Annotated in this window: 23 protein-coding genes; 10 read left to right on the top strand and 13 right to left on the bottom strand. The window is 70.3% G+C overall.

The features are described 5' to 3' along the window. The first annotated feature begins 17 nt into the window (after positions 1 to 17). Positions 18 to 1400, top strand: a complete 1383-nt coding sequence (locus tag D7W79_RS46445) for a DNA/RNA non-specific endonuclease (protein WP_244221816.1) — start codon at positions 18 to 20, stop codon at positions 1398 to 1400. Positions 1401 to 1467: 67 nt separating this feature from the next. On the opposite strand, the gene D7W79_RS17240 is transcribed toward D7W79_RS46445, so the two are convergent. The 5 genes from D7W79_RS17240 to D7W79_RS17220 all read right to left on the bottom strand — a co-directional run bounded on the left by D7W79_RS17240 (position 1468) and on the right by D7W79_RS17220 (position 5894). Further along, entirely contained in the window at positions 1468 to 2148 is a 681-nt protein-coding gene (locus D7W79_RS17240) for a dihydrofolate reductase family protein (RefSeq protein ID WP_120526475.1), read from the bottom strand. 121 nt (positions 2149 to 2269) lie between these two features. Further along, the gene (locus tag D7W79_RS17235) at positions 2270 to 2503 is read right to left on the bottom strand and encodes a hypothetical protein (RefSeq protein ID WP_120526474.1); all 234 of its coding nucleotides are present in this window, start codon (positions 2501 to 2503) and stop codon (positions 2270 to 2272) included. Between the two features lie 101 nt (positions 2504 to 2604). Beyond that, positions 2605 to 4638 (bottom strand): DNA/RNA helicase domain-containing protein, encoded by a 2034-nt coding sequence (locus D7W79_RS17230; RefSeq protein WP_120526473.1) that lies wholly within the window; start codon positions 4636 to 4638, stop codon positions 2605 to 2607. Positions 4639 to 4661: 23 nt separating this feature from the next. After that, on the bottom strand, positions 4662 to 5141 hold the full coding sequence (locus tag D7W79_RS17225; RefSeq protein ID WP_120526472.1) for a hypothetical protein: 480 nt from the start codon (positions 5139 to 5141) through the stop codon (positions 4662 to 4664). A 24-nt stretch (positions 5142 to 5165) separates the two neighbouring features. Next, entirely contained in the window at positions 5166 to 5894 is a 729-nt protein-coding gene (locus D7W79_RS17220; RefSeq protein ID WP_120526471.1) for an NIPSNAP family protein, read from the bottom strand. A 91-nt stretch (positions 5895 to 5985) separates the two neighbouring features. On the opposite strand from D7W79_RS17220, the gene pdxR reads away from it, so the two are divergent. The 4 genes from pdxR (at position 5986) to D7W79_RS17200 (ending at position 10135) form a co-directional block, all read left to right on the top strand. Continuing rightward, the gene (gene pdxR / locus D7W79_RS17215; RefSeq protein WP_120526470.1) at positions 5986 to 7476 is read left to right on the top strand and encodes a MocR-like pyridoxine biosynthesis transcription factor PdxR; all 1491 of its coding nucleotides are present in this window, start codon (positions 5986 to 5988) and stop codon (positions 7474 to 7476) included. A gap of 103 nt (positions 7477 to 7579) precedes the next feature. After that, positions 7580 to 8164, top strand: coding sequence for a hypothetical protein (locus D7W79_RS17210; protein WP_120526469.1), 585 nt, complete (start codon positions 7580 to 7582; stop codon positions 8162 to 8164). After that, positions 8137 to 9222: an MBL fold metallo-hydrolase gene (locus D7W79_RS17205; protein WP_120526468.1), complete on the top strand. Its 1086-nt coding sequence runs from the start codon at positions 8137 to 8139 to the stop codon at positions 9220 to 9222. The genes D7W79_RS17210 and D7W79_RS17205 overlap by 28 nt, the downstream gene beginning before the upstream one ends. Further along, positions 9209 to 10135, top strand: coding sequence for a tetratricopeptide repeat protein (locus D7W79_RS17200; RefSeq protein WP_120526467.1), 927 nt, complete (start codon positions 9209 to 9211; stop codon positions 10133 to 10135). The genes D7W79_RS17205 and D7W79_RS17200 overlap by 14 nt, the downstream gene beginning before the upstream one ends. Here the strand turns inward: D7W79_RS17200 and D7W79_RS17195 are convergent. The 3 genes from D7W79_RS17195 to D7W79_RS17185 are packed head-to-tail and all read right to left on the bottom strand — an operon-like array spanning position 10132 to position 12186. Beyond that, complete coding sequence (locus D7W79_RS17195) at positions 10132 to 10719, bottom strand: Uma2 family endonuclease (protein ID WP_120526466.1); 588 nt, start codon at positions 10717 to 10719, stop codon at positions 10132 to 10134. The genes D7W79_RS17200 and D7W79_RS17195 overlap by 4 nt on opposite strands. 54 nt (positions 10720 to 10773) lie before the next feature. Continuing rightward, positions 10774 to 11814 carry a class I SAM-dependent methyltransferase gene (locus tag D7W79_RS17190; RefSeq protein ID WP_120526465.1) on the bottom strand — a complete coding sequence of 347 codons (1041 nt, stop codon included), beginning with the start codon at positions 11812 to 11814 and terminating at the stop codon, positions 10774 to 10776. A gap of 39 nt (positions 11815 to 11853) precedes the next feature. After that, entirely contained in the window at positions 11854 to 12186 is a 333-nt protein-coding gene (locus tag D7W79_RS17185; RefSeq protein ID WP_120526464.1) for an MXAN_6627.5 family MYXO-CTERM protein, read from the bottom strand. 146 nt (positions 12187 to 12332) lie between these two features. On the opposite strand from D7W79_RS17185, the gene D7W79_RS17180 reads away from it, so the two are divergent. Next, on the top strand, positions 12333 to 13655 hold the full coding sequence (locus D7W79_RS17180; protein ID WP_120526463.1) for a response regulator: 1323 nt from the start codon (positions 12333 to 12335) through the stop codon (positions 13653 to 13655). A gap of 54 nt (positions 13656 to 13709) precedes the next feature. On the opposite strand, the gene D7W79_RS17175 is transcribed toward D7W79_RS17180, so the two are convergent. Next, complete coding sequence (locus D7W79_RS17175) at positions 13710 to 14351, bottom strand: hypothetical protein (RefSeq protein WP_120526462.1); 642 nt, start codon at positions 14349 to 14351, stop codon at positions 13710 to 13712. A 57-nt stretch (positions 14352 to 14408) separates the two neighbouring features. Between D7W79_RS17175 and D7W79_RS17170 the strand changes: the two genes are divergently transcribed. From D7W79_RS17170 to D7W79_RS17155, 4 genes are all read left to right on the top strand, one after another. Further along, a complete protein-coding gene (locus D7W79_RS17170) occupies positions 14409 to 14906 on the top strand; it encodes a hypothetical protein (RefSeq protein ID WP_120526461.1) in 498 nt (165 codons plus the stop codon). 65 nt (positions 14907 to 14971) lie between these two features. Then, positions 14972 to 15598 carry a thioredoxin-dependent thiol peroxidase gene (bcp, locus tag D7W79_RS17165; RefSeq protein ID WP_244221815.1) on the top strand — a complete coding sequence of 209 codons (627 nt, stop codon included), beginning with the start codon at positions 14972 to 14974 and terminating at the stop codon, positions 15596 to 15598. Between the two features lie 238 nt (positions 15599 to 15836). Further along, positions 15837 to 16358, top strand: a complete 522-nt coding sequence (locus D7W79_RS17160; protein ID WP_147441953.1) for a hypothetical protein — start codon at positions 15837 to 15839, stop codon at positions 16356 to 16358. Positions 16359 to 16495: 137 nt separating this feature from the next. Further along, positions 16496 to 16864 (top strand): hypothetical protein, encoded by a 369-nt coding sequence (locus tag D7W79_RS17155; protein WP_147441952.1) that lies wholly within the window; start codon positions 16496 to 16498, stop codon positions 16862 to 16864. On the opposite strand, the gene nagZ is transcribed toward D7W79_RS17155, so the two are convergent. The 4 genes from nagZ to D7W79_RS17135 form a co-directional block, all read right to left on the bottom strand. Further along, on the bottom strand, positions 16861 to 17925 hold the full coding sequence (gene nagZ, locus D7W79_RS17150) for a beta-N-acetylhexosaminidase (RefSeq protein WP_216626987.1): 1065 nt from the start codon (positions 17923 to 17925) through the stop codon (positions 16861 to 16863). The two genes, D7W79_RS17155 and nagZ, sit on opposite strands and share 4 nt — an antisense overlap. A gap of 732 nt (positions 17926 to 18657) precedes the next feature. Beyond that, entirely contained in the window at positions 18658 to 20757 is a 2100-nt protein-coding gene (locus D7W79_RS17145; protein WP_120526456.1) for a BatA domain-containing protein, read from the bottom strand. Then, positions 20754 to 21635 carry a DUF58 domain-containing protein gene (locus D7W79_RS17140; protein WP_120526455.1) on the bottom strand — a complete coding sequence of 294 codons (882 nt, stop codon included), beginning with the start codon at positions 21633 to 21635 and terminating at the stop codon, positions 20754 to 20756. The genes D7W79_RS17145 and D7W79_RS17140 overlap by 4 nt, the downstream gene beginning before the upstream one ends. Positions 21636 to 21648: 13 nt before the next feature. Further along, positions 21649 to 22634 (bottom strand): AAA family ATPase (locus D7W79_RS17135; RefSeq protein WP_208729760.1); only part of this gene is annotated, 986 nt, incomplete at its 5' end.

Raw genomic sequence — 22634 nt, 5'->3', positions numbered from 1 at the left:
ATCGTCGGCAGCGTCAGATGGGTATAAGAGACAGCGCCGGGGCGGACCTCCCCGCCAGCGCGCCCGCCGCCAACGTCGTGGCGCCCACGGGCGGAAGCTGGAAGCGCTCCGCCACCAAGGAGGTGCCCATCTCCGACCTCCAGCAGAAGTTCGGCTGGACGGATGAGAGCTGGCAGGGGCGCCTGCTGCACGCGGCGGACGAGGGCGCCGACGGAGGCCGCGCTCAGAACGGCCAGGTGTCCGCGGCGGAGCTGGAGGCGTACCTCTCCGCGCCCACGGACGCGCAGTTCCTCACGTCCACGGCGCTTCAGCAGCAGCGCGCGGCGCTCGACGCGAAGCTCGCCGGGGGCGCGCAGTCCGCGAAGGTGGACAGCTTCGAAAGCCCCTGGCAGCAGTCCGTGGCGAAGCGCGCGGATCTCCTGGGCGGCAACGGCGACGGGCAGCTCTCCGCGGACGAGCTGACGGCCTACATCAACGCGTCCAAGGCGAACCAGGCCAAGGGCACGGGCACCGCCGCGAACACGCAGTGGGTGCCGGACCAGCAGATGGCCACCTTCCAGAGCCGCGTGGCGGAAGTGGCCGGCGAGGTGGATCCGCTCCAGGCCGTGGGCGCGGAAGGCGCGACGCCCGGGCTGAGCATGGTGAAGGAGTACTCGCGCACGCTGCTGGACACGGACAAGAACGTGCCCACGTTCGTGAGCTACCTGCTGTCCGCGGCGGACGTGAAGGAGACGCCCGCGGACGTCAGCCGGCTGGAGAGCACCTTCGTGCGCGACCCGGAGCTGCCCCCCGGCTCCGTGGTGGACTCCGACTACAACAACACCGGCTTCGACCGGGGACACATGAAGCCGGCCGAGGACTCGCCCACGCAGGCGGCGATGGACGAGAGCCACTACATGAGCAACATCGCGCCCCAGTACGGCAACCACAACCAGCAGGTGTGGCGCACGCTGGAGCGCGGCGTGTCGGAGATGGTGAAGGAGACCGGCGGCAAGGCCTACATCGTCACGGGCAACCTGTACCTGGACGACAAGGGCAAGCCGCTGCCGCCCGAGTCCCTCCAGACGACGGGCTCGAAGGACGACCGGCGCATCGCGGTCCCCACGCACAACTTCAAGACGGTGCTGCTGGAGCTGCCCAACGGCAACCTGTCGATGTTCGCGTACATGGTGCCGAACCTGAAGGACGGCCCCTCCAAGAAGGACGACATCCTCCCGCTGCTCCAGGAGTCACGCGTGCCGGTGGACCAGCTGGAAGGGCTGCTGGGCCAGGACCTCTACGCGCAGCTGCCCAAGAGCGTGCAGGACAAGCTGGAGAAGGACACGTCCGCCGCGGGTGTCTTCCAGCAGCAGAGCCTCTACGAGGCCGCGACGCTGCTGCGCGCTCCGCCGTCCGCCTGAGCATTCCGCCGGAGGCCGCACCCGCGAGCGGCCTCCTGAGCGCCGCGGCGCGTGCAGCCAGCGAGGCTCAGCGGCGCACGCGGTACCTGAGCCACACGATGCCGGAGTCCCGGCGCTCCACGTGGGTGAGCTCCAGCGCGGCGCCCATGCCGGTGGAGCCCTGGGGTCGGTCGAACAGGGTGGGCGTGCCGGGCAGGCCGTCGGCGGTGGGGTGCACGAGGAGGCTCACCTCGTCGATGAGGCCCGCGGCGAGGAAGGAGCCGTTGATGCCGCCCCCGCCCTCCAGCAGCACGGTCTTGATGCCGAACGTGTTTCCGAGCGTCTCCAGCACGCGGGCGAAGTCGATGTCCTGTTTGCCGCCGAAGACATAGGAGACGCCGCGCTCGCGCAGGTGGGCGAGGTGCGCGTCGGGGACGGACTCGGTGAGCACGACGACGAGGTGATCATCGTCGATGGCGCCGGACTCCCAGCTCAGCTTGCCGTGCGCATCCAGGGCAATGGCGTAGGACTCGGCCTTGCGAGCGACGAAGTCCGTGCGGGGCAGGGGAGCCGCGGGGGTCGGCTTGTGCACGTCCCCTTCCGCGGCGAAGTCCTCCATGGTGATGCGGCCGCACATCCACGCGTCCGCGTCGAACGTGTCGGCGGTGCGCTCGTATTCACCGCGCATCGACTGCGGGTCGGGCCAGTGCTTGACGACGATGCGCCCATCGATGGACGAGAGCATGTGGCAGATGACGTGGGGCTTCATCGGGCGGCTCCGGAGCACGGCCCACCTTCAGGTGGCGGGCGGCGGAGCGCGGATGGTTCCCGAGGCGCCAAGGCCTGTCGAACCGGATCCGCGCCGGTCCGTTCACAATCCCGCGTGCGCGTTACTGCGTCGCGCCGGGAGCGTCGGAGGCCTCGGCGGTGGAGGCTTCCTTGGACGAAGCCGGCTCCTTGGTCTCTGGCGACTTGAGGGGCTCCGACTCCGACTTGCCCACCCGGATGACGGGGGGCCGCGAGGAGGAGTTCCCGGCGAGCCGGCTCCCCGGAGGAGAGGTGATGCCCACGTAGGAACAGCCGACCAGGGTGAGCAGCGGAAGGACGGCGAGCAGGCGGCGCATGGGATGGGACCCCCGGGACAGGGTGGACGGCGCGCGCATTCAACCGGACGCGCAGGTGAGAGGTCTAGGGCTGGAGGTGGGAGAGAAGCTGCGCAGGCTACCTACTCCTCTACACGGAGGGGAGTTGGAATCCCTGTAAGCGGCTGACATCCCGCTCGCATGAGCGCATCCGCCACGCTGTCCAAATCACTTGGATTACGAGTGGGGTCTTCGTCCGCTCCCTGCGGCACGTAGATCACGGTTCCAGCCCGGGCCCGAGTGAGGAGTACGCGATAGCTGTTGACGCGAAATCGTTGGTGCTCAGCATCAGCAACCTTCTGCCACCGGGGGGCTCGCATCCGCCTTGCCATCCAACCGGTTTCTCCCCACAGCAAGTCGCCGCCCCAGCACAGGCCCACATAGTCAACTTCCAGGCCTTGGCAGCCAAACTCACTGAGCGGCGTCTCCAATGCGCCAGCGCTGCGGTAGTCCGTAAAAGGCTTCAGGAACCAATGCCCAATAGCATCGAGTTCGTTCGAGCGAGGAGCCGGAGGCACTCCATCTGCGACCAACCGAACCGCGCCGGAGCTAGCAAGAAGCCCAGTGGAGCGTCCCCCTCGGCGGTATTGCCGCAGCCACGCCTTTGTTTCCGACAGGTCACGGCTGAGCAAGGCTGGTGGCACTGCCATTTCCGCTGCGACGTTACGGGCCCCCTGTAGGTTGCCCTCCAGTAGCTTGGCAACCCACTGGACTTGCCGCTCATTGCGAAAGGCTCGAAGTGAATTGGTGAGATGAAAGCGTGGCTCCTCATGTACTGGAAAGGATGCGATTCCTTCCGTAGGTAGCAAGCCTGGGCCTGCAACGGCAGGCCCACCGCGGAGCGCTTGCGGTGCTGCCAACACGCGCCAGGGTTGCCCTCGAGCTACAGCCTTCGCAAGCGCTGCGCCCCAGAGTGCCAACCCACCCTCTCCGCGGTTGATTTCCTGTCCGGGCCCCACCAAGCAGACCAGACATGCCCAAGGAAGGCGGTTCAGGATATCGAGGAAAATTTCAGGCTCAGACTGTGGACGGCCCAACAACTTCTCGCCTACCTGCGCGTCCCAGGCTCGCTGTGCCTCGTCGAAGACAATCACGTGCTCAGGTGGCACTTCGCCTGTGGTGTACTGCTTGAGGTAGCCCAGTAAGTTTTGGATGGCGGCATCCGCCTGCTGCCTGGCCTTTTCCTTCGACATCTGGGTTCGTGCCGCCGAGTCGGTTGCAAGCGCCTCGGTGAGAACATGCACAAGCGGGCGATTGCCAGATAGCAACACGGCGGGAGCTGCGCCATGGGTACGTGTCAGCGCCAGGTCCAGTCCCAGAAGGGTTTTGCCTGCTCCTGGTGCACCGGTCACGAAGCAGACCGTCTTCTCTCGTCGGCTTTCGGCGTCTCGAACCGCTGCCTTTAGGGCCGAAGCGGTTCGCTGGAGAGCTTCATCAGATGCGTCGCCTCTGCCAATTTCTGCGATTTGATGACCGGCATAGATGGCGCGAGCCGCATCAATGATGGTGGGAGTTGGACGGTAAGGCGATTCGTCAAACTCTCTCCAATTTTGCACTTCATTCGAGCCATGCCCCAACTGGGCTGCAGCATCTAGCCCTACTGCCAGGGTGCGGGCGTTTGTCTCGATGAGATCCGCGATGCCTTCAAAGGTGCGTACTCGGATGGGACGGTCCGGTCCCTTCTCCGCGCAGAGAATGGGAACGATGACACGTGTTTGAGACGCCTGATGGAAGTCTCGAAGCGCGTGGGCATAGCTCTCAGTTTGGAGCCAAGCGGCTGAATCGTAGCGGGAGGCTCCTACCTTGAACTCCACCACGCTTACGACGCCGGGCGACAAGACGACAGCGTCGAGCCGCTTTCCCAGTCGGTGGAGGGATACCTCAAGCAGGATTGACCAGGTCGCACACTTTTCGCCTACGACCTGAAACGCTGTGCGAAGAATCTTCAGCTCGCGCTCCCAGGCACGAATCTGCTCGCCCTCTGCCGCCTCATGAAGCGCGACATGATGCCTGGAGAGCTTCCCGATGATTTGATCGTCGTCCGCCTCTAAAAACTCAGAGACAAAGGCTGCATAGAACGAGCGTGACGTGAGCGTAGGTTGAGTGGTCAAGGGCAAGGCTCGGGGAGTGCAGCCTCACCCTAACCCGCCCGGGTGAACTCCATCACCCAGTTGGTCTCCCAGGTCTCTCCGTCGAGGGAGAAGGCCTGTTCCCACCGGGCCCGGTCGCTGCCCTGGCGGGTCCAGTGGAACACGACCTGGACAGGGCGGCCTCCTTCGGTGTCCTCGCCGTAGAAGCGGCCGTGGTCGCCCGTGAAGCCTCCGTGCACGGGAGGCTGGAGCACCGCGTGGCGGCTGTCGATCCAGTGGATGGACCAGCGGCGCTCCCGCGCGTCGAACAGGCGCAGCGCCATGCCGGAGAAGCCCCGCTCGAAGACGGTCTCCTCGACGTTGGACAGGCCGCCCAGGTGGGGCTGGCAGCGCATCCTCGACGTGAACACGTCCCAGTCGTCACTGCCCGCCAGCCGTTGCTTGAGCTTCCGGTTCACGCACGTCCACTCGCCCATGAGGAAGTCGAAGTCGTGCACGTCGCCCGTGGGCAGGGGGGGAAGGGGTTTCATGGATCAGGTCCTTTCTGGGGACGGTCAGCGCAGCTCGGACCGTGCGGTGGGGGACAGCGTCAGGTGTTCGGGCGGCGCGTGCAGCCACGGCTGGAGCGGTTCCACCCAGGCCTTCGAAGCGGCCCTGCGTCGAAGGTGCTCGCGGTGCTGCCCGGCATCCGGGAACACGGTGAGCCAGGCGAAGACCTGCTCACCCCCGCGCACGGGCAGGGCAGGGAAGGTGTTCTCCGCGGACTCGGTCTGGAACAGGGCTCGGGGCGTGGCGCCCAGCTCCTCGAGCACGGGGCGCACGTGCTGCTCGAAGGAGGCCGTGAGGGCTTCATCGGCCGGGGCCTTCAGGTAGCAGAGCGTCACCTCGACCCGGGAGTCGGGCCGAGCCACCGCGCCGGGTGGTGGCCGAGGCGTGCCGGGATGCACGAGCCCTATGTCCGGCCGCACGGGTCGCAGGAGGAGGACGTTGTCGGAGTCCAGCATGGTCGCGTTCGCCGCGTCGCGGTGCTCCTTCCACACCGGGCCGCCGTAGAACGCGCTCAGGGCGTCGCGCCGTGACGCCATGTCGCGGAAGCCTCGCATCCACACGAACCGGTCCGGCCGGTCCTCGTCGCGGAACTGACCGATGAGGTGCATCCCGGTGGCTTCCTGCGACTCGACGAACGCCCGTTCAAAGAGCGAGAGGAGGACCTCGCGCTGACCGGGATGCAGCGTGTACTGGCGCAGCTCGAGGACCGAGCAGCAGGCGGACTGGGACGGCATGCGGCCTTCCGGGGTGCGGGGGCGGAGGCCATCCTTGGCAGGGAACTGGTAGGGTCATGAAGACCACTTTCGCCAGAATCGGCCATACCAGTTGAAGACCTCCACCGGCGTCGCGTCCTCGCTCCTCCTGCGGCTCGATTCACGCAGTCCCACGCCGCTCCACGAGCAGATTTTTGAAGGCATCCGCGCGCGGATCCTCGCGGGTGCGCTGGCGCCTGGCCTGCGGATTCCCTCCTCCCGCCAGTTCGCCTCCGAGCTGGACGTGGCCCGGAGCACCGTCCTCCAGGCCCTGGAGGCGCTGACGGCGGAGGGCTACCTCGTGACCCGTGCGGGCTCCTGCACGCGCGTCGCGCCCGAACTGCCCAACCTCCCCGAAGACCGGAGTCGGAGCGCCGCGCCCCGTTCATCTCGCGGACCCCGGCTTGGTGCCTCCGCACGCGCGCTGAAGCCTGCCCCCGTCGGCGCTCCGCGTCTGGGCTCGGCGCCTCGTGCCTTCCGGCCCGGTGTGCCCGCGCTCGACCTGTTCCCGACCGCGCTCTGGGCCCGCACGGTGGCTCGCGCCCATGCTCGCGCGAGCACGGGCCTGCTCGACGGCGGCGACCCTTCGGGCCATGCACCGCTACGCGACGCCATCGCCACCCATGTGTCCTCGTCGCGCGGCGTGCGCTGCGTTCCGGAACAGGTCTTCGTCACCGCGGGCACCCAGCAGGCCTTCGATGAAATCCTCCGGCTCGCGCTCGACCTGGGGGACTCCGTCTGGGTGGAGGACCCCGGCTATCCCGGTGCGCGTCGCGCCGTGCTCGCCGCGGGAGGCCGCCCCGTGCCCGTCCCCGTGGACGCGGAAGGGCTCGACGTGGGAGCGGGCATCGCTCGTGCTCCCAGGGCCCGTGTCGTGCTGGTGGCGCCTTCGCACCAGTATCCCCTGGGTGCCACGCTGAGCCTGGCGCGGCGGATGGCGCTGCTCCAGTGGGCCGAACGCACTCGCTCGCTGATCATCGAGGACGACTACGACAGCGAGTTCCGCCACCGGGGCCGTCCCCTCACCGCGCTCCAGGGACTCGATGACGCCGGCTGCGTGGTCTACGTGGGCACGTTCAGCAAGTCGATGTTCCCCGGCCTGCGCCTGGGCTTCTTCATCGCGCCGCCCTCGCTGGTGGACGTCATCTCCGCGGCCCGCGCCGCCGCGTCCGCACCGGCCTCCACGCTGGAGCAGGCCGCGCTCGCCGTGTTCCTCGCGGAGGGGCACTTCGCCCGCCACCTGCGCCGGATGCGCGCGGCCTACCGTGAGCGCGGCGAAGCCCTGCTCGAAGCCCTGCGCGCTGACTGCTCGGGCGTCCTCACGCCGCGGCCCTGTGACACCGGCATGCAGGTGTGCGCGTCGCTCGCGGCGCCGCTGTCCGACCTGCTCGTCCGCGACGAAGCAGCCAGGAAGGGCGTAGAGGTCGCCGCCCTGTCGGATTACTTCCTCGGCCGGCGCCGGGAGTCCGGCCTCGTCTTCGGCTTCGGCGGCGTACGCCCGGACGCCCTCCGCGCCGGAACGCGCACCCTGGCCCGGGTGCTCGACGCCGTGCACCGCCGCTGACCGCTCCAGGCCTTCGCCTTGAAAGCCCAAGGGCTCGGCTGGAACTGGCGCCCCTGGTTCCACTGACATCCCTTCCCGGGCGCGGGCCGTCTACGATGGCGCCATGACCTGGCGTTCCCTCCTCCTCCCGCTGGTGCTGCTGGGCGCCGCGTCCGCATGCGGGCCGCGGCGCAGCGACCCCGCACGCGTGGCGGAGGACCTGATGCGCCCCGCGCCCGTGGGCGCCTTCGCCGCGGGCACTCCGCCCGCCACCACCGACGACTGCACGGTGCGCACGGCGAAGACCTGCTTCGACCAGGCGCTCACCCTGCTGGCCGCGAACGCGCAAGGCCCGGAGCGGCTGCGCGCGCTGTCGCTGATGGGCAAGGCGTGTGACGGGCAGGTGAAGGACGCCTGCTCCTGGCTGTCCCAGCACGTGAAGGAGCCCCGGCGCGTGCGCGGCGGCCCGCCGGACGACCCGGTGTTCCAGGAGGCCTTCGAGCGCTGGCGCGAGGGCCGCAAGCACCACGTGCGCGTGACGTGCCGGCTGGTGGAGGGCGGCGTGCCCCAGCGCTGCGAGGTGCGGGAGGCGAACCTGCCCCCGGACCTGCTGGCGCAGGCGCTCACCCGCATCCAGGCTTCTCGCTACGTGCTGCCCACCCTCGACGGAGAGCCCTTCGAATGCGACTGGACCATCGTCATCAAGTGACGCGGCTGTGGCCCGCGCTGGCCCTGTCGCTGCTCACGGGCTGCTTCGCCGGCACCGTGCACCGGGGCCCGGTGACGGATCACTTCGACGGCGAGTCGTTCCAGAACCTGGGCAACGCGCCGAAGCTGTCCCCGCTCACGCTGGTGGCGGCCGTGATGGAGGAGACGCGCGGCCCGTGGCGCGACTACGTGGAGGAGCCCGCCGGCCCGAAGCCGCCGGAGCGCGTGGGCGCGGGTGAGCTGCGCGTGACGTTCATCAACCACGCCACGGTGCTGCTCCAGGCGGACGGCGTGAACGTGCTGACGGACCCCATCTATTCGGAGCGGGCGAGCCCCGTGTCCTTCTTGGGCCCCAGGCGCGTGCGGCCCCCGGGCATCCGCTTCGAGGACCTGCCGCCCATCGACGTCGTGGTGGTGAGCCACAACCACTACGACCACATGGACCTGCCCACGCTGCGGCGGCTGGAGGCCGCGCACCATCCGCTCTTCATCGTGGGCCTGGGCAACCGCGAGCTGCTCATGGACGAGGGCTTCCAGCGCGTGGAGGAGCTGGACTGGTGGCAGTCCGCGAAGGGCGGGCCGCCGGGGTTGAAGGTGTGGGCGGTGCCCGCGCAGCACCGCTCGAACCGGGGGCTGACGGACCAGGAGGAGACGCTGTGGGCGGGCTACGTGCTGGAGACGTCCGGCGGGCCGGTGCTCTTCGCGGGCGACACGGGGCTGGGGCCGCACTTCGACCGCATCGCGGAGCGCTTCGGGCCCATGCGCCTGTCGGTGCTGCCCATCGGCGCGTTCCGCCCGCGCGTCCTGCACCCGGTGCACATGGGGCCGGAGGACGCGCTCCAGGCGCACCGCGTGCTGCGCTCGGGCACGTCGGTGGCGATGCACTACGGCACCTTCCCCATGGCGTGGGACGGCCAGGACGAAGCGAAGTACCTGCTGCTGCGGCTCTTGCTGAAGGAGGAGGTGCGGCCGCGCTTCTGGGCGCTCGGCTTCGGCGAGGGCCGGGACGTGCCGCCGCTGACGCCGGGGAATGACGGGCGGACCGATGCCGGACGCTGAGGGGGCGGTGCCTCCGGAGGTGGAGGCGAAGGCGATGATGGACCGGGCGCGCTCGCACATGCGCGTGGGAGAGCTCGAGGAGGCGATCCCGCTCTGTGACGCCGTGTACCGGCGCTTCACGCTGTCGAAGTCGCCGGCGCTCCAGCTCCAGGTGGCGCGGGCGTTGAGCCAGCGGGGCGCGGCCATCGCGGAGCAGGGAATGTTCCAGGAGGCGCTCGTCCACTTCGACGAGGTGGAGCGCCGCTTCTGGAGTCCCCGCAAGCCCGAGCTGTGGGAGGGCGTCGCGTGGGGGATGTTGTACCGGGCCCGCGTGCTCCTGGAGATGAACCAGGAGCCCATGTGCAGCAACTGGCTGGAGCGGATGCTGAGCCGCTTCGGGGCGTCCGCGCAGCGGCCCGACCTGCGCGTCCCGGTGGAGATGGCGCGGACGGCGGTGCTCGCCGCCCACAACCAGGCGGAGCGGTTCGAGGAATCGCTGAGCCTGTCCGAGGCGCTCCTGAAGGAGTACGACGGAAAGGCGGATCCGTTCCTGGTGGAGCAGACGGCAGTGGCGCTGTTGCAGCGGGCCATCGCGCTCCAGGGACTGGGGCACGTGGATGAAGCGCTGGAAGCGTTCGACGAGGTGGACGTGCGCTACTGCGAGGACCCGGATCCGCGGCTGCGAGCCCTGGTCTCCACCGCGCTCATGGGCCGGGCCATCGTGCTGCTCCGGGAGGAGTTCCTGCCGGAAGCGCTCTCCGCGCTGGACGCCATCCTCGAACACGCCGGTCCGAACCCGGGCCGGCGTCTGCTGGAGCCCGTGAACTTCGCGAAGTTCCACCACGAGGTCGTCGCACGCCAGATGCAGGTGGAGCGCGAGCGGACGGCCCGCAGGCCGAAGCCCAGGGCCGTGTCCAAGCCGAAGCCGCGTTAGCCCGGAGGCGGAAGCGACTTCCAGAGCCAACCGAGCCGCAGGTCCCGCTCCTCGAAGGGCGGAGCGCGGATGAGGTCGTCTTCCTCGCCGTACACACCCATCTCCACCCAGCGCCCGTCGTGCAGCTCGCTCACGGTGAGCGTGCGCGCGTCCAGGTCCACGAACCACAGGTGCTTGATTCCGATGCGTGCGTAGAACGGCCGCTTGATGCGTGTGTCGTAGGCCCGCGTGGACGGTGACAGGATTTCACACGCCCAGTCGGGAACATCCGTCCACTGGCCCTGGGGCATCAGGGGCACCCGTTCGCGCCTCCAGCCCGCGAGGTCCGGGATGAACTCCGGAGAGCCACCCACCCGGATGCCGGGCTCGGTCATGAGCCACCAGCCGCCCGGTCCTTCCCCGCCCAATTGGAAAGGCTCATCCAACTCCCGGAAGAGCCTCAGTTCGAAATAGCCATGCGCGGCGCGCGGCCGTGCCTGCGTATACAGCGTCCCATCGATGATCTCGCCCACCACGCCCTCGGGCAGGGCCTCGATGTCAGCGAAGGTCGCCGGACCTTCGAGTGGTTTCGCGCCATAGGCCATGCCCGGAGTGTGGGGTTAGCAGCACCGTCTGACAAGCAGGCGGCACCGCGCCCGCTACTCCGGCTGCGCGATGATCAACGTCTGCAATGGCAGATGCCGGATGGGCCGCGTGCTCTGCACCCGGAAACCCGCGTCATCCAGGAAGCCCTCCACCTCCGCGGGCGTGTACGACGCCGCCCCGGACGTGAGGAAGTAGTGCAGCCCGATGAGTGGCGCGGACGTGCTCTGCGTCTCCCGCTCCTCGCGCAGGTACTCCAGCACCGCCAGCGTGCCCCGCGACGCCATGGCCCCTCGCACGCGCCTCAAGAGCGCCACGTTCTGCGCGGGCGTCAGGTGGTGCATCACCTGGAACAGCAGCACGCCGTCATACGGCCCGCCCAGCTCCGCGTGCAGCACGTCCCCTTCCTTGTGCGTCACCCGGTGCGACAGCCCCGCCTGGGCGATGATGTCCCGCCCCACGCGCACGCTGCCCTCCAGGTCCACCACCGTGGCCTTCAGCCCCCGGTGCGCCCGGCACAGCTCCGCCGCGTACCAGCCGTGCGCGCCGCCCAGGTCCAGCAGGTGCCGCGCTCCCCGGGGCAGGGGAATGGCCGCCGCCACCTCCGGCGAGGCCAGCCGCGCCAGCTGGTACATGGCCTGGATGTAGTCGCGCCAGCGCGGGTCGTCCGGAGCGAACTGGTGGATGTCCACCGACTGCCCGCTCTTCACCGCGTTCTCCAGCTGCCCCCACCAGTCCCACTGCGCGTAGTTGAACTCCAGGAACGCCGTGATGGCCTGCGGCGAGCGCGGGTCCAGCCACCGCCGCGCCCGCGGCGCCAGCCGGAAGCGGCCCCGGTGCAGTTCCACCACCTCGCAGGCGATGAGCGCTTCCAGCAGCGCCCGCATGCCTTCCGTGCTCGTCTTCAGCCGCGCCGCCAGCGCCTCCGCCGTCGCCGCGCCGTCCGCCAGCGCCGCGTAGACGCCCAGCCGCGCGCCGGCCATCAGCGTGCGCGACGCCATCATCCCGAAGAAGGCGTGCGCCAGCGGCTGCGGCGCCAGGTTGAGGAAGTCCGCCACCCGCTCCAGGAGGTTGTCCGCCTTGAGGCCCAGCCGCATCGCGCGTCGCTCCTTGGAATGGGGGGGTGCGCCTGATTGCTACCGGCGGCGCCGCGAGCCCGCCACGGCGGCCACGCCCAGGATCACCAGCGCCGCCTGCGGGCCCAGCAGGCAGCCCTGCGTCTCCGCCTGGCGGATGCCCGTGTACTTGCACTTGCCCGAGTTGCAGCTGAAGCGCGGCGCGCAGTCACTGGTGCTGCGGCAGTCGGTGGGCACACGCCCGGTGTTGTCGTCCCCTTCGGGGGAGTTGGGATCGTCCGGCTGGCCCGCGTCCTGCGGCTGGCCTTCCTGGCCCAGCGCCACCAAGGGGGAGAACAGGAGGAATCCGGCCAGGAGCCCTGCCGGGCGGATGCGGGAGAAGAGGGAGGACATGAGGCGGGCGCCACCCTAACGCCCCAGCGGGGCGCTTGCATCCATCCTCTGAAGGGGGCGGCCTCCCGGTGAAGGGGGGCGGCCTTCCGGTGTTCCCTGGAAACGCTGGCCGCCCAGGCGCCCGAATCTGCTACGGTCCCCCCGCGATGGCGCCTCGAATCCTCGTCGTGGACGACAACCAGGAGCTCCTCTCCCTCCTCACGCAGCTGTTCGAGGACGCCGGGTACGAGGTGGTGGGCGCCAGCCGTGGCAAGCAGGCCATCGAGGCCGCCCGCGCCCAGCCGCCCGGCTGTGCTGTCTTGGACATCCTGCTGCCGGACATGATGGGTTACCACCTGGCGGACACGCTCCGGAAGGACAACCCCCAGCTGCCGTTGCTCTTCATCACCGGCGTCTTCAAGGGCGGCAAGCACGCCACCGAAGCGCGCCAGAAGTACCAGGCCGCCGGCTACTTCGAGAAACCCTTCGAGGCCCAGAAGCTGCTGGAAGCGGTGGCCAAGGTGCTGCCCGCGGAGAAGAAGGTCCCCGCCACCTCCATGCAGGACGCCTTCGAGGTGGAGCTGGACATCGACGTGGAGGAGGAGGGCCCGCAGGACGCCATGGAGCTGACCGGCCGCATCAAGGTCACCGGCGGCGGCAACCTCACGGCCGAAATCCGCGGCGCCAACCTCACCGCCACGCCCATGCAGAAGGTGCCCTCCACCCAGGTGCGGGCCCCCACGCCGGGCCGTCCGCCGGATCCGCTGCCGGTGGGCGCGGGCTCGCCGGGCAGCCGCCGCGGAGAGCTGAAGGACAACCTGCCCTCGCTGCTCACCGCCTTCTACCTGTCGCGCGAGACGGGCGAACTGGGCGTGCAGCGCGGCAAGGTGAAGAAGGTCGTCTACTTCGAGAACGGCACCCCGGTGTTCGCGCTCTCCAACCTGCTGGCGGACCGCTTCGGGCAGTTCCTGGTGCGCGTGGGGAAGATCAAACCCGAGCAGCTCCAGGACGCGTCCGCCGTCGCCGCGCAGAGCCACCGCCGCACCGGCGACGTGCTGGTGGAGCGCGCCCTGCTCAAGGACACGGAGCGGCTGTACTACGTGGGCCAGCAGGTGAAGGCCATCATCTACTCGCTCTTCTCCTGGGAGGAGGGCACGTACGTGATGAGCTTCAAGGAGAAGGCCTCCGCGGAGTCCATCAAGCTGGACGTGCACCCGGCCAACCTCATCGTCCGGGGCATCAAGAAGCTCTACAAGCCGGAGCGCCTGCGCCGCCTGCTCCAGCCGGAGGACCGGCTCATCCCCGCCGTCGCCCCCGCCTACGGCCTCAACGAGGTGGAGCTGGAGCGCTGGGAGGCGGAGCTGCTACCGAAGATCGACGGCAACCGTGTGGTGGCGGAGCTGCTCGCGTTCGCCAACCGCCCGGAGCACGTCGTCTACGGCTTCCTGGTGTCGATGATGGCGTTGGGCATCCTGGACAAGCGCTCGTAGCGGTCCGGTGCGGCGGGAGTGGGCGCCCGGCCTCCGGGTGCCCCCCGCGTCACTTCAGCCCAGCCGCGAGCCAATCCAGAACAGGCCCAGCGCGCCGGAGCCCAGCGCCACGCCGCGCTGGATCCACAGGCTGATGCGCGCGTTGGCGCGCGACAGCCCTTCGGCGAACAGCAGCCCCACCGCGCCCATGCCGATGAGGATGCCCAGCGCGAAGCCGGGCAGGTACGTCCACGCGGACAGGCTCATGCTGCCGCCCACCAGCAGCGGGGGCAGCGCGATGAGCAGCGACCGCACGCCGCTCACGGCCATGAAGGCGCCCGCGGCGGTGCTCACGGTGTGCACGTGCTCGTGCGGCTCGCGGTCGTGGCCGGGCAGGTGCGGGTGGCCGTGGTCCAGGCTGTGCGGGAAGATGAGGGCGGTGACGGCCAGCGCCACCAGCACCGCGCCGCCGAACACCTCCGCCCACCGCTCGAAGGTCTCCGACAGGCCCACGCCCGCGAAGAGGCAGACCGCCGCGATGCCGCCCAGCATGGCCGCGTGGCCCAGGGCGAAGCGCAGCGCCGTCTTCAGCGCGACGCGGCGCCGGCCCCCGCCCAGGGTTCCGAGCGTGGCCATGGCCGCGCAATGGTCCGGCCCCAGGGCGTGGAGCAGACCTTGGGTCAGGCCGAGCAGGAAGGCGAGCAGGATGGGAGCCACGACGGCGCACCCTAGCCGTGGTTTAACCGGGTGGCCAGCAGGAGGAAGCCCCACACCATGCGCATTGCTCATCCCCGACATTCCGCCGCGCTGCTGTTGGCGGGTCTGCTCGCCCTGTCGGGCTGCTCCACCGACCCCGGTCCGGAGCAGCTGCAGAAGGCCGAGGGCCGCTACCAGGAGCTGATCAACCAGAACCTGTCCGCGCAGGACCCGGCCTGGACGGAGGTCGCCGCCCAGTTCGAGGCCGTCCCCAAGGACTCCAAGGCCCGCCCGGAGGCCGAGAAGCGGCTGGCCGCGCTGAAGGCCGCCCGCGAGAAGGTCCCGCCGCGCCCCCTGGCCCGCCCCGGTGCCACGGGCCAGGGCGCCAGCGACGTGGAGGCCAAGCGCGCCGCGTGTGAATCGCTCGCGAAGAAGATGGGCGAGGCCCACACGGACGCGACGCGCAACATGCTGCGCAAGGTGCTGGAGTCCTGCCAGGCGGAGCTGGTCCGGCTGGAGGCCAACGACCATCCGCCGGGCGAGGAAGTGCATCCGCCGGCCGAAGGCGCGCGCTGAGCCCGCTGAAGCGCGCGTGGAGTTGAGAAGCCTGCGGGGTCTGGGTATGGAGCCGACACATGCCCATGCCCCAAGCAGGTGACAAGGCCCCCGGCTTCTCGCTCCCCGACCAGAGCGGCGCCACCGTCTCCCTCTCGCAGTTCAAGGGGCGGCACGTCGTCCTCTACTTCTACCCGAAGGACGCGACCCCCGGCTGCACCACGGAGGCGTGCGACTTCCGCGACGAGCACTCCGCGCTGGTGAAGGCCGGCGCGGTGGTGCTGGGCGTGTCGCCGGACAGCGTCGCCTCCCACCAGAAGTTCGCCACGAAACAGGGGCTGCCGTTCTCGCTCCTGGCGGACCCGGACCACGCGCTGGCGGACGCGTACGGGGTGTGGGGGGAGAAGTCCCTCTACGGCCGCAAGTTCATGGGCCTCATCCGCGCGACCTTCCTCATTGGCCCGGATGGCAAGGTCGTCCGCGTGTGGCCCAAGGTGAAGGTGGCCGGCCACGTCGCGGAGGTCCTGTCCACGCTCCAGGGCGGAGCCTCCGATGCGGCTCCGGCCAGGGCTCCGGCGGACGCTCCGGCTCCGAAGGCCCGCGCGGCGAAGAAGGCTCCGTCGGCGGAGGCGAAGCCGGCGGCTGTCAAGAAACCGGCGGCGAAGAAGGCCCCGGCGGCGAAGGCCGCGGCCCGCAAGGGTGCTCGCGCCTGAGCGGGCGTGGGGTGGCGGGCGCCGGTGCACTCCTGGCGGGACAGGGAGGCCGGGACCGTGTATGCCTGCGCCCGTGGCTGGCTCCTCTCTCCCCGGGCGGGGCTGGCCGTTCACGATGAAGCCCCGTCGGCCTTGAGGGCCGGACAGCGGGCGGCCGGCAGGGCCAGCCCCCGGGTGGATGCCCGGTGGTTGGCGAGGACGGCATGACCATTCCTCGGGGATGGCGGAGACGATGAACATGCGCGAGCGAGGCATTCAGCGGTGGATGGGAGCGGCGGCGCTGACGGCGGGCGTGCTCCTGGGCACGGCCTGTGGCGGGCTGCCGGAGACCGGCGGCAAGCAGCCGGATGAGTCGCGGGGCAATGCCTTCGCGCAGCGTGGGGCGCAGCCGGAGGCCGTCTACAACGTGGCCGAGCAGCAGGGGCATGAGAACCCCGCTGACGCGCACCACGGCGACGCGGCCGCGAAGCTGCCCCGTCACGTGCTGACGGTGGACCGGGGCTACAACCAGACCATCGGGAAGATTGGCTCCAGCATCGACCCGCGCACGAAGGCCAACGAGGGCCAGTCCAACAACTCCAAGTGGGACGACGCGGGCGGCATGATGGCGCACCGCTACGGCGTGCAGGGCGGGGCGACCTACTCGCCCGCGGCCCAGGGGCTGGGCGGCTGGAATGTCTCCACCGCGAACGAGGGCACGCGCGGCTTCGAGGTGCCCTACAGCTACGTCAGCCCGCCCATCTACCTGCGCGACCGGTAGTTGTACGGCGGTCCAAGGGGCGCCCGCTGGCCAGCGTGCCGGCAGGCGTCCGTGCTCCGGCTCCGCCACTCCCGGTGGGGCGCCGGGGTGGCCACTCCTTCTGTCGAGGCCGTGACGGCTTCCGGAAGGAGCAGGCCATGCACTCAAAGAGACTTCATCACTGGACGCTGGTGGCCGTATGCGCCGCGACGGCCGCGCTGGTCGGCCCCGGCTGCAACCGCGACAATCCCCTGCCGCGTACGGGGAGCAGCTACGAAGGCGTCGCCAACGAGCAGCAGCCCGCGCCGCCGGGAACGGGGGGCTCCGGCGCGAGCACGCCCACGGACGCGAAGGGATCGCCGCTGAAACCGCAGCCCGCCGGGGCCCAAGGCCTGCAGAACCAGATTGGCGCGCCCGGCTTCACCACGCTCCAGGAGCCGGTTCCCGGAGACCGGGGCGGGGCGGACCGCTTCCAGGGACCCATGGGGCAGGGCTCGGAGCTGGGCTCCAGGCACTCCCCCGACTAGCGCGACGCGAGCATGACCTCCGTGGGGTCCTTGCCAGTGAAGGCACTGGCAAGGCCCTCTGCCAGCGAGCGGTGCTCCGCGTCGCCCAGCGTGGCGAGCCGGTCCTCGGCGGGGTGCGCGAAGCGGGCGGCGAGCGCGTCCAGGCGCCGGTGCGCTTCGGTGATGCGCTCGCGCGGGACGCGGCCGGACTCCACCGCCTTCACCAGCGCTTCGATGGCGGTGCGCTGCACGTCCGCCTTGTGGCACACGAGGAACAGGTCCACGCCCGCGAGCGTGCCCTGCACCGCGGCCTCCGCCACGGAGTAGTGGTCCGCGATGGCCTTCATCTCCAGGTCGTCGGAGACGACGACGCCGTCGAAGCCCAGCTCCTTGCGCAGCAGGTCGTGCAGCGCGCGGTGGCTCATGGTCGCCGGGACGCCCTGCTCCAGTGCGTCGAACAGCACGTGCGCCGTCATGAGGGACGCGAGCCCCGCCTTCGCGAAGGCCTGGAACGGCACCAGCTCCACGCGGCGCAGGCGCTCCAGGTCATGCGGCAGCCGGGGCAGGGTGAGGTGGCTGTCCGTCGTCGTGTCGCCGTGCCCGGGGAAGTGCTTCCCGCAGGACGCCACGCCGCCGGCCTCCAGCCCCCTGGCGAGCGCCACGCCCAGCCGGCCTACCTCCACCGGGTCGCGGCTGAAGCTGCGGTCGCCAATCACGGGGTTGGCCGGGTTGGTGTCCACGTCGAGCACGGGCGCGAAGTCCCAGTCGAACCCCAAGGCGCGCAGCTCGTGCGCGAGGAGTCGGCCCACGCGCTCGGCGAGGGCTTCATCGCCGCGCTGTCCCAGCTCGCGCATGGGCGGCAGGGACGTGAAGGGTTCGCCGCGAAGACGAGCCACCCGGCCGCCCTCCTGGTCCACGGAGAGGATGAAGGGGCGGCCCGCGCGTGTCTTCAGCTCACGGCACAGTGCCGCGGTCTCCGCGGCGGTGCCCACGTTGCGCTTGAAGAGGATGGCGCCATAGATGCCGTCATCCATCAGCGCCGCGAGGTCGGCGTCGATGCGGGTGCCAGGGAAGCCCACCATGAAGAGGCGGGCGCAGTCGCGGTAGAGGGCGGAAGCAGGGCTCACGGCCGCGCAGTGTGGCAGAGCCCGCCGCTCGTGGGGCACCTCGTGCGCACCCCGAACGTCGGCTGCTTGCCAGGGAGCCGCACGAACCTGTCCGACAGTCGGACAGGCCTTGAAGCCCGTGGCCAGGAGGGCCTTGGGTCCAGCTGGGCGGCACAAACCGGTCCGACAGTCGGACCAGTTTGGACAAGCGTGGTCGGGGAAGCCACAGCACCCTCCGGGCGGTGCGAACCGGTCGGACAGTCGGACAGGTCTGGAGAGCCGTCGTCGGGGAAGCCTCCGCACCCTCCGGGCGGTGCGAACCGGTCGGACGGTCGGACAGGTCTGGAGAGCCGTGGTCGGGGAGGCCTCCGTGCCCTCCGGGCGGTGCGAACCGGTCGGATAGTCGGACAGGTCTGGAGAGCCGTGGTCGGGGAGGCCTCCGTGCCCTCCGGGCGGCGCGAACCGGTCCGACAGTCGGACAGGTTTGGAGGGTTGCGGCCGGGGCCTCTGCTTCATCCTGGCCGCGGAAACCGGTCGGACAGGTTTGGAAGACCGCTGTTCGGGCAAGCCGAGCCATCGAGGCCGCGCGACCGGTCGGACAGTCGGACAGGTTTGAAGACCGTGGCCAGGGGCTGCTCCCGCCGAGCGGTGGAAACCGGTCCGACAGTCGGACCGGTTGGGACCGCGTCGGGCGGGAGGCGGCCGGGGCTACTTCCGGAGCAGCGTGCCCTCGAAGAAGAACGCCAGGCACGCGGCCAGGATGAGCCAGGTCCACAGCGGCACGGCGGGCTTGTCCGCGTCCCCCGTGGAGGCCTTCACCGTGTCCTCGCCAAAGTAGGCCGTCAGCGTGTCCTGCGGTACGCGGGTCAGGTCGCTCTCCGCTGGGTCCAGCGTGGCGGCGAAGTCCAGCGCGGCCACGGGCTTGCCCTCCGCGCCCAGCACCGAGTGCACGCCCGGCTCCACCGTGGGCCCTGCCACGAACGAGCCGTCCGGCTGCGCCTTCACCGGCACCTCACTGCCATCCGGCGCGCGCACGCCCGACACCTTCTGCGTGCCCTCCGGGCGCAACGTCACGGTCTCGCCCACGCGCACGCGCACCTCCTCGCGCTCCTCCAGCGAGCCCGTGAGGTACGCGGCGAAGCGCTGCATCAGCGGCAGGAAGCTCGTCCGGATGGCGAAGTCGCTCCAGTCGCGGTCCACCGTGCTGGTGAACAGCGCCACGCGTCCCTTGCCCCGACGCGCCACAGCCACCGCGGGCGCCCCGTCCTCGTACGTGGCCAGCACCTGGCTCGTGCCCGGCGCGGACGGGCTGTCCGCCTCCAGCAGCATGTACTTGTAGAAGCGCGCCCCGATGAGCCCCTCCTCCGCGCGGCCCGTGAAGGGCGCGAACAGCGGATGGTCCACCTTCACCTGCGCCAGCTTCGCCGTCTTCGTCTCCGCGTCGGGGTCCTCGCGCTCGGCGCTCGTGCGCACCAGGCGCAACGGGCGCGGCAAGAGCGTGCCCAGCCGCTGGTTGTACGCCTCCGGGTTCACGTGGTCGCCCACGCTCACGAAGAGGCCGCCTCCGTTCTCCACGAAGGCCGCCAGCTTCTGCGCCTCCTCCTCGGAGGGTGCCGTCGCGTTCAGCAGCAGCACCAGGTCATACGCGCTGAAGTCCTCGCGCAGCCCCACCTCCGCGTCGCGCACCGCCACGTCCACCGGAGAGCCCGGCGACGTGAGCGCCGCGTCCACGAAGAAGGCCTCGTCCCGGTAGCGCGTCGCATGCGGCGAGCCATTCACCACCAGCGCCTTCAGCCCGCGCGGCACCGGCAGCACGAAGGCCCGCCGGTCATCCTCCGCCAGCGAGTCCTGCGCGAGCGTCACCTGGCCCACCACCGTGCCACCCTGCGGGAAGCGCACCGTCAGCGTCTTCTGCGTCGTGCCACCCGCGGGCACGTCCACGAAGCCCTTGGCCAGCGTGGACTCACCCACGCGCACCGCGGCCTCCAGGTCCTTCGCCGGCTTCGTCCCGAAGTTCCGCACCGTGAACGTGAACTGGTACGCGCGCGGCCCGGCCTGCAGCGCGGGCTCCACCCGCAGGTCCACCAGCGCGTGGTTGTCCAGCGACTCGCGCCCGGACGCCACGTCGCGCAGCACGACCTCCGGTTTCACCATCGCGCCCGTGGGCCCCTTCACCGTGGGCGGCGGCGCTTCCAGCCGGAAGCCGGAGGCCGTCATGTCGGAGACCACCACCAGGCGCTTGCCCGGCATCGGGTTCTCCTCCAGCGCCCGAGCGGCCATGTCCAGGCAGCGCGACAGGTCCGCCGTGCCGTAGGTGGGCTTCGCCTCGTCCACCAGCCCGCGCAGCCGGGCCCGGTCGAAGCCCGGCGGTGGGGGGGCTTCCGGCGAACCCGTGCACACCATCACCGTCGCGGGCTCCTCCGGCAGCAGGTCCTTGAGCGCGTCGCGCGCTTCGTCGCGGCCCTTCTCGAAGTTCGACGTGCCGTCCGACCATCGCATGGACAGCGACGCATCCAGGATGACCGCCGTCGCGGCCGGCCCGCGCGTCACCGTGGCCGCCTGCGCGTCGCGGGTGAACTCCGGCCGCGCCAGCGCCAGGGGAATCGCCAGCAGGATGAGCGTGCGCAGCGTGTACAGCAGCAACCGCTTCAACTTGAGCCGGCTCGCGGTGCGCTTCTGGCTGCGCAGCACGAACGCGAGCGGCCCGAACGGATGCGCCCGCGGCCGGCGCCGGTCGAACAGGTGCACCAGCACGGGGATGAGCGCACCCAGCGCGCCCAGCAGGAACCACGGGTTGCCGAACGTCACCGGCGCCTCCCTCGGCGTCCCAGGAAGCGCAGCAACACCTCATCCAGCCGCTCGTCGGTGCGCACCAGCTCGTAGTCCACGTCGGCCTCGGCGCACTTCGCCTTCACGTCCGCGAGGAACGCGCCGAACTCCTCCAGGTAGCTCTGCTTGATTTCACGCGGGTTCACCTCGATGCGGCCCTCGCCTTCCATGTCCAGGAAGAGCGTGGGGTCGTCGAAGGGGAACGTCAGCTCCGCGGGGTCCACCAGGTGGAACACCGCCACGTCGTTCTTGCGCTGCCGCAGGGCCAGCACCCGCTTGAGCGCCTCCTGCCGTTCATCCAGCAGGTCCGACAGCACGATGACGGTGGAGCGCCGGGGCAGCACCTCCGCGAGGTGATCCGCCGCGCTGCCCAGGTCCGTGGGGCCCTTGGCTTCCGTGTGCTCCAGCGCGTCCAGCAGCACGTTGAGGTGTCCGGCCGACGCGCGGGGCGGCACGTCCTTGAACGCGCCACCCACCATGACGGCCAGGCCCGCCGCGTCCTGCTGGCGCACGAGCAGGTAGCTGAGCGCGCCCGCGAGCGTCTTGGCCACCTCCAGCTTGGACATCGCGCCGCTCTGGTAGCCCATGGACGCGGACGCATCCACGACCATCACCGAGCGCAGGTTCGTCTCGTGCTCGAAGCGCTTGACGTAGTACTTGTCGAACTTGCCGTAGGCCTTCCAGTCCAGGTGGCGCAGCTCGTCGCCGGGGGCGTACTCCTTGTGTTCGGCGAACTCCACGCTCTGGCCCTGATGGGGGCTCTTGTGGAGGCCGGACAGCACGCCCTCCATCACGGCGCGGGCGCGCAGCTTCACGCCCTGGAGGCGGGACAACGTCTGGGCGTCGAGCAGCGCCATGGGGTGGAAGCGCCTAGCCCTTCACCACCGTGAGGAGCTGGTCGATGAGCTTCACGGACGTGATGCCTTCGCTCTCCGCGGTGAAGTTGGGCAGCACGCGGTGGCGCAGCACGGGCCGCGCCAGCGCGCGCACGTCCTCCACCGTGGCCACGAAGCGGCCGTTGAGGATGGCGCGCGCCTTGGACGCGAGCACCAGGTACTGGCTGGCGCGAGGACCCGCGCCCCAGGACACGTTCTTCGCCACGAAGTCCGGCACGCCCGCTTCCTTGGGGCGCGTGTGGCGCACCAGCTCCACCGCGAAGCGCACCACGTGGTCCGGCACCGGCACGCGGCGCACCAGCTCCTGGAGGGCGAGGATGCGCTCGGGAGACAGAATCTTCTCCAGCTTCGGCGGCGCGCCGGCGGTGGTGCTCTTGACGATCTGCACCTCCTCCTCGGCGGTGGGGTAGCCCACGTCCACCAGGAACATGAAACGGTCCAGCTGCGCCTCGGGGAGGGGATAGGTGCCCTCCTGCTCGATGGGGTTCTGCGTCGCGAAGACGAGGAAGGGCAGCTCCAGCGGGTACGTGCGGCCGCCGGCGGTGATGCGGTACTCCTGCATCGCCTGGAGCAGCGCGGCCTGCGTCTTGGGCGGCGTGCGGTTCACCTCGTCCGCGAGGATGATGTTCGCGAACAGCGGCCCCTGCATGAAGCGGAAGGAGCGGCGGCCCGTCGTCTTGTCCTCCTCCAGGATGTCCGTGCCCGTGATGTCCGACGGCATCAGGTCCGGCGTGAACTGGATGCGGTTGAAGGACAGGTTGAGCACGTCCGCCAGCGTGGAGATGAGCAGCGTCTTCGCCAGGCCGGGCACGCCCACGAAGAGGCAGTGGCCGCGGCTGAAGAGCGAGATGAGCAGGTGCTCCACCACGTCCCGCTGGCCGACGACGCGCTTCTCAATCTGTTCGACGATGGCGTTGCGGGCCTGGGCAAGCTCCTCGACGGCGCGCAGGTCCTCGGGGG

This window comes from Corallococcus exercitus (assembly GCF_003611585.1).
Taxonomy (GTDB): domain Bacteria; phylum Myxococcota; class Myxococcia; order Myxococcales; family Myxococcaceae; genus Corallococcus; species Corallococcus exercitus.
The sequence above is the reverse complement of the archived record's forward strand: the minus strand, read 5'-3'. Positions and strand labels throughout refer to the sequence as shown.